This is a genomic window from bacterium (genome assembly GCA_036524115.1).
Taxonomy (GTDB): Bacteria; JAUVQV01; JAUVQV01; order JAUVQV01; family DATDCY01; genus DATDCY01.
This window is the reverse complement of record DATDCY010000278.1, coordinates 1-7,653: the sequence shown is the minus strand read 5'-3', so window position 1 is coordinate 7,653 and position 7,653 is coordinate 1. Positions and strand designations below refer to the sequence as shown.

Below are 7,653 nucleotides of genomic sequence, written 5' to 3'. Positions count from 1 at the left end.
CGCCGCCGGCCCGTGCCGACCGCGGCGCACCGATCGATCAGTCCGCGCGCGCCGCGGGCCGCGCGCCGGGCGACTCCACCCTCCGCCTCGGCGAGCCGGGCGGTGAGCAGGGAGACGCGCGCCCGCAGGAGCGCGAGCTCGTCGGGCGGCGGGGGCTGCGTGGGCATGGCGCGTAGTATAGGCGCACGCGGGGCCTTCGTGCACCCGGCGAAGCGGCTCCGCGAGGAAGGGATTGGTCCGGCGAGAAGGGTCCGCCATCGTTGCTTTTGCGGCCAGTCACGATATATAGGAGCGATGTCAACTGAGACAGGGCGCACTTCGCCCGTGCCGTCGATCGCTATCCTCGTTCTCCTGGCCGCGGTCACGACGGCCGTCCTTCTTCCCATGCTGGGGAATGGGTATGTCTTCGACGACCTGTACTACGTCCAGCAGAATGCGCATGTTCAGAAGGGCCTGACGGCGTCGGGAGTCCGCTGGGCGTTCACGACCTTCTACGAGTCGAATTGGCATCCCCTGACGTGGCTGTCGCACATGCTCGATGTCAGCCTTTTCGGTCCCGGCCCTCGAGGTCCGCATGCGGTCAATGGCGTGCTGCATCTGATGAACACGCTCCTTCTTTGGGCCGTGCTGCGCGGCGCCACAGCGGCGCCCTGGGCCTCCACGTTCGTCGCCTTGCTCTTCGCGATCCACCCGCTTCACGTCGAGTCCGTAGCCTGGATCTCCGAGCGCAAGGACGTTCTCTCCACGCTCTTCCTGTTGCTGGCCCTGGGCTCCTGGCTGCGGTATGCGCGGCGGCCGTGCATCTCGTGGTACGCCATGACGGTCGTCTGCTTTGCCCTCGGGCTGCTGGCGAAGCCGATGCTGGTGACGCTTCCCCTGCTGCTTCTTTTCGCGGACGCCTGGCCGCTGGGCCGGCTGGCTCCCTCGGGAGGGGGGGCGCCGGTCAGACGCGCGATCGCCGAGAAGCTGCCGCTCCTTCTTCTCTCGCTCGGTTCGGCGGCGGTCACGGTCCTGGCCCAGCAGCAGGGCGGCTCCCTCGTCGCCTGGGAGTCCTTCCCGATCGCCGCGCGACTTGGGAATGCTGCGCGTTCATATGTCAGCTACCTTGGGGCGGCCGCCTGGCCTCACGGGCTTTCGGCCTTCTATCCGTTTCGGCCGCATTCGGCGTGGACGTGGGAGGTGTTCGGGGCCACGGCCCTGCTCGTCGCCGCGACGGTCGGGACGTTCTTGGCTCGGCGCGGTCAGCCGCATCTCCTGTTCGGCTGGCTGTGGTATCTCGTCACCTTGGTGCCGGTGATCGGGCTCGTCCAGGTCGGAATGCAGTCGTCCGCCGATCGGTACACCTATGTCCCGTTGATCGGGCCGTTCGTTGCGGCAACGTGGGGTCTGGCCCGGATTGGCGCGCGAGGCGCGGGGCCCAAGGCCGCCATTGCAGCCTTCGGGACGCTGGCGGTCGTCGCACTTGCGGCAGCGGCCGCCCGCCAGGTGCCGGTGTGGCGCGACAACCTCACGCTCTTCAGCCACGCGCGGAACGCAGCACCGGCGAACTGGGTCGCCGAGTATTATCTCGGCCTGGAAATGAACCGCCTCGGCCGCAGCCAGGAGGCCATCCGCCATTATCGGGAGCTGCTGAGGCTTGCGCCTGATTCGACGTCCGGCCACGACGGCCTCGGCGTGCTCCTGGCGCAGAGCGGGCAGCTTGCGGCGGCGGCGGGGCAATTCCAGGAGGCGATTCGACTTGACGCGCGGTACGCGCCGGCACACGGCAATCTCGGGCTCGTCTTCGCCAAGACGGGAAGGCTCCCGGAGGCGATTTCCCACTACGAGCAAGCGCTTGCGCTGGATCCCGACCTCGCGTGGGTACACAACAACTTCGCGGCGGCGTTGCGGAGTGTCGGCAGGACGGAGGAGGCGATCGCCCACTATGCGAGGTCTCTGGAGCTCGATCCAGCCAATCGTCAGGCGCACCTGAATCTCGGCACGCTCCTCCACGATCTGGGACGACGGGAGGAGGCCGCGCGGCACTTCGAGGCGGCCGCCGGGCGTGGCAATCCTGCACCCGGCGAACCTTGACTTTGGCCGGTGGCGGTGCAAAGATTCCGCGTCCTTTCGCCATGATGAACGGGGAGGTCGGAGGCCGCGTGTTTCTTCGCAGGTTGTTCGGCGGCCGTGCCGCCCGCGGGCCGAAGCTGCCGAACTTCTTCATCATCGGCGCCAACAAGGGCGGCACGACCTCCCTCGCGATGTATCTGGACGAGCACCCCCAGGCCTTCCTGTGCTGGCCGAAGGAGCCGCACTTCTTCGGCAGGGTCGACCTTCTGCAGCGGGAGCCGGGCCCGGTCGCCCAAGGCGGCGCGATGCTGAAGAAGTACGCCCAGGACGCCCTTAGCATGACGACCCTCGACGAATACGCCACCTTGTTCGCGAAGGCGCCCGCGGGCGTGATCGCCATCGGCGAGGCCTCGACGGGCTACCTGGCGAGCCAGCGCGCGGCGCGCAACATCCGGCACGTGCTCCCGCAGGCCAGGCTCGTCGTCTCGCTGCGCAACCCCGCCGAGCGCGCCTTCTCGAACTACAAGATGTACCGCAAGGAGGGCCTCGAGCAGGGCGGGGACTTCATGGCGATCATCAGGGAGAATCCGGGGAACTGGTACGTGAACCTCGGCTACTACGGCCGGCAGCTCGCCCACTGGCTGAGCCTTTTCCCGAGGGACCAGCTCCGCGTCTACCTCTTCGAGGACCTCGCGGCCGACCCCGCCGCCGTCTGCCGGGACGTCTTCTCCTTCCTGGGCGTGAGCCCCTCCTTCGTGCCGGACGTGGGGCGCCGGTACAACGTCAGCGAGAGCAGGGAGGACATGCCCGAGGAGGCGAGGGCCTTCCTCACCGCAATCTACCGCGAGGATATCCTCCGGCTGCAGGACCTGATCCGGCGCGATCTCTCCGCGTGGCTCGGGTGAGGTGAAGCCGCCCGCCGGCGCATTCGCGATGGGAAACGGCAACGCCGCCCCGCCGATCTGCATCCTCGGGATGCACGGGTCGGGCACCGACATGGTGGCGCAGCTGCTGCGCGCCGGCGGCGTCTGCCTCGGCGCCGACGACGACCTGAAGCCCGCCGACGCGGGTGACCGCGGGGCGGACGGGCTCTGGGAGCACCGCGGCTTCACGCGGCTCAACGACCGGCTGCTCGCGATAGCGGCCGGCGAGGGCGAGGAAGCGCCCGCGCTGGAGCCGGGCTGGTCGGGGGGCGCGGCCTTCGACGAGCTGCGACAGGAGGCGCGGGAGCTGGCGGCCACGTTCGCGGCCGGCGCCCCGTGGGCGTGGAAGGACCCGCGCACGGCCTTCACGCACGAGTTCTGGCGCTCCGTCCTCCCCGGCGCGAGGTTCGTGCTCTGCCTGCGCAATCCCGCCGAGCTGGTGCTCGAGCCCGGGGGCGACCGGGAGCCGCAGCGGCAGGGCCGGATCTGGAGCGCATGGGAGGACTATCACCGCCTCTTGACCGAGGCGCCGGACCCGCCCGCGTTCCACGTGGTGCACTGCGGCAGCATCTTCTACGACCCGGTCGCGGAGTTCTCCCGCCTGCTCGGCCTGCTCGACCTTCCCGTTCCCGAGGATGCGCCGAAGCAGGCAGCCGCCGTCGTGAGCGGCTACTGGTACCGCGTGCCGATCGCGGCCGACGTGACCCCCGAGCTCCAGGTTCCCAGGGCGGTGGCGGCCCGGCACGAGGGGCTCTGCGCGGCCGCCGGCGAAGTCTACGAGCGGATGCTCGCCGACGAAACGTACCAGGCGCGCCTGCGGCGGCGGGGCTTCGCCTCGCTCTTCGCGGACTTCCTCGACGAGCGCCAGCGGCACGACGAGCTGGGCGGGCAGCACGAGGACCTGGCGTGCCGCCACGACGCGGCGGTGCGGCAGCTGCGGCTGCTCATGGGGGCGCGCCCGCGGCGCCACCGGATGATCGAGCAGCGGCTCTCGGGCTTCTCACACCTGCTCGGCGGCCTCGTCGGCCGCGGCTCCGGCTCGACGACGCCCTCGCCACTGGCCCGCCGGTTCTGGGCGCTGCGGCGCTGGCGGGAACTGCTCGGGCTCTTCAACGAGCTGTGGTACCTGAAGGAGTACCCCGAGGTCGCCGAGGCGGGCACCGACGCTCTCGGCCACTTCCTGACCGCCGGCGTGCTCGAGGGACGCAGGCCGAACCCCTTCTTCGACCCGGAGTGGTACCGCCAGGAGTATCCGGCCAGCGAGGGGACCGACCCGCTCGCCGACTACCTCGACGGTGGCTGGCGCGCGGGCAGGAGCCCCGGTCCGCTCTTCGACGCCCCGTGGTACCTGGCCCAGAATCCGGACGTCGCCCGGGCCGGCGTCGAGCCGCTCGGCCACTACCTGCAGATGGGGTGGCGCGAGAACCGCAGCCCCTCCGCCCGGTTCAGCATCGAGCAGTACCTGCAGGCGTACCCGGATGTCGCCAAGCTCGGGATCGAGCCGATCACCTACGAGTCGCTCCACCCGGGGGCGGGACGCGGACACGGCGGCGAGGGGATGATCCGGGCCGGCGTGATCGAGGAGGAGATCCGCGCGAGCTTCGCGAACCCGCAGGATTCCCCCGACTACGAGCGCGAGGAGATCGCGCGCATCGACGAGCCGGCGGTCGACCTCGTCGCGTTCTACCTCCCCCAGTTCCACCCGATCGCCGAGAACGACGCGCACTGGGGGCGGGGCTTCACGGAGTGGACGAACGTCAGCCGGGCGCGGCCGATGTTCCGCGGCCACTACCAGCCGCACCTCCCCGGCGAGCTGGGCTTCTACGACCTGCGCCTGCCGGAGGTCATGCAGCGCCAGGTCGAGCTGGCGAAGCAGCACGGCATCCAGGGCTTCTGCTTCTACCGCTACTGGTTCAACGGCCGGACCGTGCTCGAGCAGCCGCTGGAGCAGTTCCTCGCGCGGCCCGAGCTGGACCTGAAGTTCTGCCTCTGCTGGGCGAACGAGAACTGGACCCGCCGCTGGGACGGCCGCGAGGAAGAGGTGCTGCTCTGCCAGGAGCACACGGAGGAGGACGACGAGGCGTTCATCGCGGACGCGCTGCGCTTCTTCCAGGACCCCCGGTACATCCGGATCGACGAGAAGCCGCTGCTCATCGTCTACCACACGCAGAAGATGCCCGAGCCGGGGCGGACGGCGGCGCGCTGGCGGGCGTTCTGCGCGAGGCACGGGCTGGCTGGCGTCTACCTCGTCGCTGCCCAGACCTGCGGCTTTTCCGACCCGAACCCGATCGGCTTCGACGCGGCGGTGCAGTTTCCGCCGCACAACGCCAGCGTGGAGAACCTCGCGCCGCTGCTGGATACCTACGGTCCGTTCTTCGGCCAGATCCACGAGTACGCCGCGTTGGCCGAGGTCAACACGGTGCAGACCAAGCAGTACCCGCTCTTCAACACCGTCGCGGTGGCCTGGGACAACACGGCGCGGCGCGGGCCGGCGGCGCGCGTCTTCTTCCGCGCGACGCCCGCCGAGTACCGGCGCTGGCTGGACAAGGTGCTGGACCTGACGGTGAAGCACCACCCGCGGGGGCGCCGCTACGCGTTCATCAACGCCTGGAACGAGTGGGCGGAGGGAACGCACCTGGAGCCGGACCGGAAGTTCGGCTACACCTATCTCAACGAGACGTCGCGGGCCCTGCTGGCGCTCGCGCAGCGCCTGGGGCACCGCGCCGGCCGCTGACACCCGCAATTCCCGGGCAGCGCTCCGGGAAGGGGTCAGTCCAGGTCCACGTCCCGCACGGGGCGCGGCGCCGGCGTGTCCGAGGCGCTCTCCTCCTTGACCTTGCGGAAGAGCTTGTCGAACTCCCCCTTTTTCGTCTTCTCGCGTTCCCGGCCGTGCTCGACGAGCGCGGCGCGGCGCGCCTTCTCCTCCTCGAGCTCGCGCAGCCGCGCGCCGAAGAAGTCGGCTCCTGGCTTCGCCTTGGCCTCCTCCGTGTGGCGCAGCACGGCTCCGGTCGCCGCGTCGACCTCGAGCGTCCCGTGGCACTTCGGGCACTTCACGGTGATGGTCCGCATCGCGCGTTCCTCCTCCGGCTGCAGATGATACCCGAAACGTCCAACCGGCTCCGGGAGCCCGCCTGCTAGCCGGCCCGCAGCAGCGCCGCCGCGACGAGGGCGCCGACACAGGCGGCGAGGGTGAGCACATCCCGCGTGCCGAAGCCGTACGAGAGCAGCGAGGTCCGCCGCCGGCCCGCGCCGAAGCCGCGCGCCTCGAGCGACATCGCCAGGTGGTGGGTCATGCGGATCGTCGAGAGGAACGTCGGCACGAGCAGCGGCACGTGGTTGCGCAGCCGCGCCAGCGGCGTGCCGCGGTCCACGTCGAGGCCGCGCGCCAGTTGCGCCTCCTTCACCGCGGAGCCGGTGCCGACGAGCGTCGGCGCCAGCCGCAGCGCGGTCGAGAAGGCGAAGCAGAGCGGGTAGGGGAGGCCGAGCCGGCGCAGCCCGGCGACGCTCTCCTCGTTGCGGGCGACCGAGAGGAAGAGCACCCCGGCGAGGATGAAGAGGTCGATGCGCAGCGCCGCGACGACGCCGGCGCGGAGGCCCTCCCGGGTCGTCCAGAGGAAGAGCGGCGTCGCGCCGCGCCCGGTGAGGGTCCAGACCGCGACCGAGGCGGCGCTCGCGAGGACGAGGAACAGCCAGACGCGCCGCAGGTTGCCGAGCGCCCCGGCCAGCGCGAGCAGCCCGAGGAGCCCCGCGCACGCGGCGGCGAGGTGCGCCGGGCGCGCGAGGACGAGGCCGGCGCTGCAGCAGGCGCCGAGCAGGACGAGCTTCGTGACGGGGTGCAGCCGGTGCAGCGGCGAGCCGTGCTCGAGGTAGAAGAACAGGTCCACCCGTTTCGCCCCTCAGGTCCGCTCGAGCCCGTCGAGGATGCCGGCGACGCTCACGGCCGCGAGGCCGAGCCGGCCGGCGAGCACCGCGGCGCCCGGCGGGCGCAGGGAGGCCGCCTCCAGCAGGTCGGGGCGATGGAAGATCTCCTCGGGCGGCCCGTCGCCGAGGACGCGGCCGCCGGCCATCGCGATGACGCGCCCGGCGTGCTCCGCGGCGACGCGCATCGCGTGCGTGATCATCACGACGGTGCGCCCCTCCGCGTTGAGCCGCCGCACGAGCGCCATGGTGTCGTCGACCTCGGCCCGGTCGAGGCCGGTGGTCGGCTCGTCGAGGATGAGCACCTCGGGCCGCGTCGCGAGCACCGAGGCGACCGCGACGCGCTGCCGCTCGCCCTTGGAGAGGAGGAAGGGGTCCGCCCCCCGCCGCGCGAGGAGGCCGACCGCGGCCAGCGACTCCTCCACGCGCCGCTCGGTCTCCGCCGGGCTCAAGCCCTGCAGGCGCGGGCCGAAGGCGACCTCGGCGGCGACCGTCTCAGCGAAGATCTGGTGGTCGGGGTTCTGGAAGACGAAGCCGGCGAGGCGGCCGGCCTCGTGCCGCGAGAGCGTGGCGGGATCGCGTCCTCCGAGGCTCACGGAGCCGCGCGGGGCCGGGAGCAGCCCGGCGAGGAGGCGGGCGAGCGTGCTCTTGCCGCTGCCGTTGCTCCCGAGGATCGCGACGATCTCGCCCGCGCGTATCTCCAGGTCGACGCCGTGGAGCACCGGCGGGCCGCCGGGGTACGCGAAGCGCAGGCCGCGTG

At 71.4% G+C, this 7,653-nt stretch carries 6 protein-coding genes; 3 read left to right on the top strand and 3 right to left on the bottom strand.

What is annotated here, in order from left to right:
- Positions 1-324: 324 nt before the first annotated feature.
- The 3 genes from VI078_13275 to VI078_13265 all read left to right on the top strand — a co-directional run bounded on the left by VI078_13275 (position 325) and on the right by VI078_13265 (position 5,709).
- Positions 325-2,073: a tetratricopeptide repeat protein gene (locus tag VI078_13275; GenBank protein ID HEY6000254.1), complete on the top strand. Its 1,749-nt coding sequence runs from the start codon at positions 325-327 to the stop codon at positions 2,071-2,073.
- A 68-nt stretch (positions 2,074-2,141) separates the two neighbouring features.
- Complete coding sequence (locus VI078_13270) at positions 2,142-2,957, top strand: sulfotransferase (protein ID HEY6000253.1); 816 nt, start codon at positions 2,142-2,144, stop codon at positions 2,955-2,957.
- 28 nt (positions 2,958-2,985) lie between these two features.
- The gene (locus tag VI078_13265; GenBank protein ID HEY6000252.1) at positions 2,986-5,709 is read left to right on the top strand and encodes a glycoside hydrolase family 99-like domain-containing protein; all 2,724 of its coding nucleotides are present in this window, start codon (positions 2,986-2,988) and stop codon (positions 5,707-5,709) included.
- A 35-nt stretch (positions 5,710-5,744) separates the two neighbouring features.
- Here VI078_13265 and VI078_13260 read toward each other — a convergent pair whose 3' ends face one another.
- From VI078_13260 to VI078_13250, 3 genes are all read right to left on the bottom strand, one after another.
- A complete protein-coding gene (locus VI078_13260) occupies positions 5,745-6,044 on the bottom strand; it encodes a hypothetical protein (protein HEY6000251.1) in 300 nt (99 codons plus the stop codon).
- Between the two features lie 65 nt (positions 6,045-6,109).
- Positions 6,110-6,859: an energy-coupling factor transporter transmembrane component T gene (locus VI078_13255; protein HEY6000250.1), complete on the bottom strand. Its 750-nt coding sequence runs from the start codon at positions 6,857-6,859 to the stop codon at positions 6,110-6,112.
- A gap of 12 nt (positions 6,860-6,871) precedes the next feature.
- Positions 6,872-7,653, bottom strand: a 782-nt coding sequence (locus tag VI078_13250) for an ABC transporter ATP-binding protein (protein ID HEY6000249.1), incomplete at its 5' end; no start/stop codon positions are given.

Coding starts and splice junctions, on each gene's coding strand:
- VI078_13265 (HEY6000252.1), top strand. CDS start 2,986: ATGGGAAACGGCAACGCCGCCCCGCCGATCTGCATCCTCGGGATGCAC.
- VI078_13260 (HEY6000251.1), bottom strand. CDS start 6,044: ATGCGGACCATCACCGTGAAGTGCCCGAAGTGCCACGGGACGCTCGAG.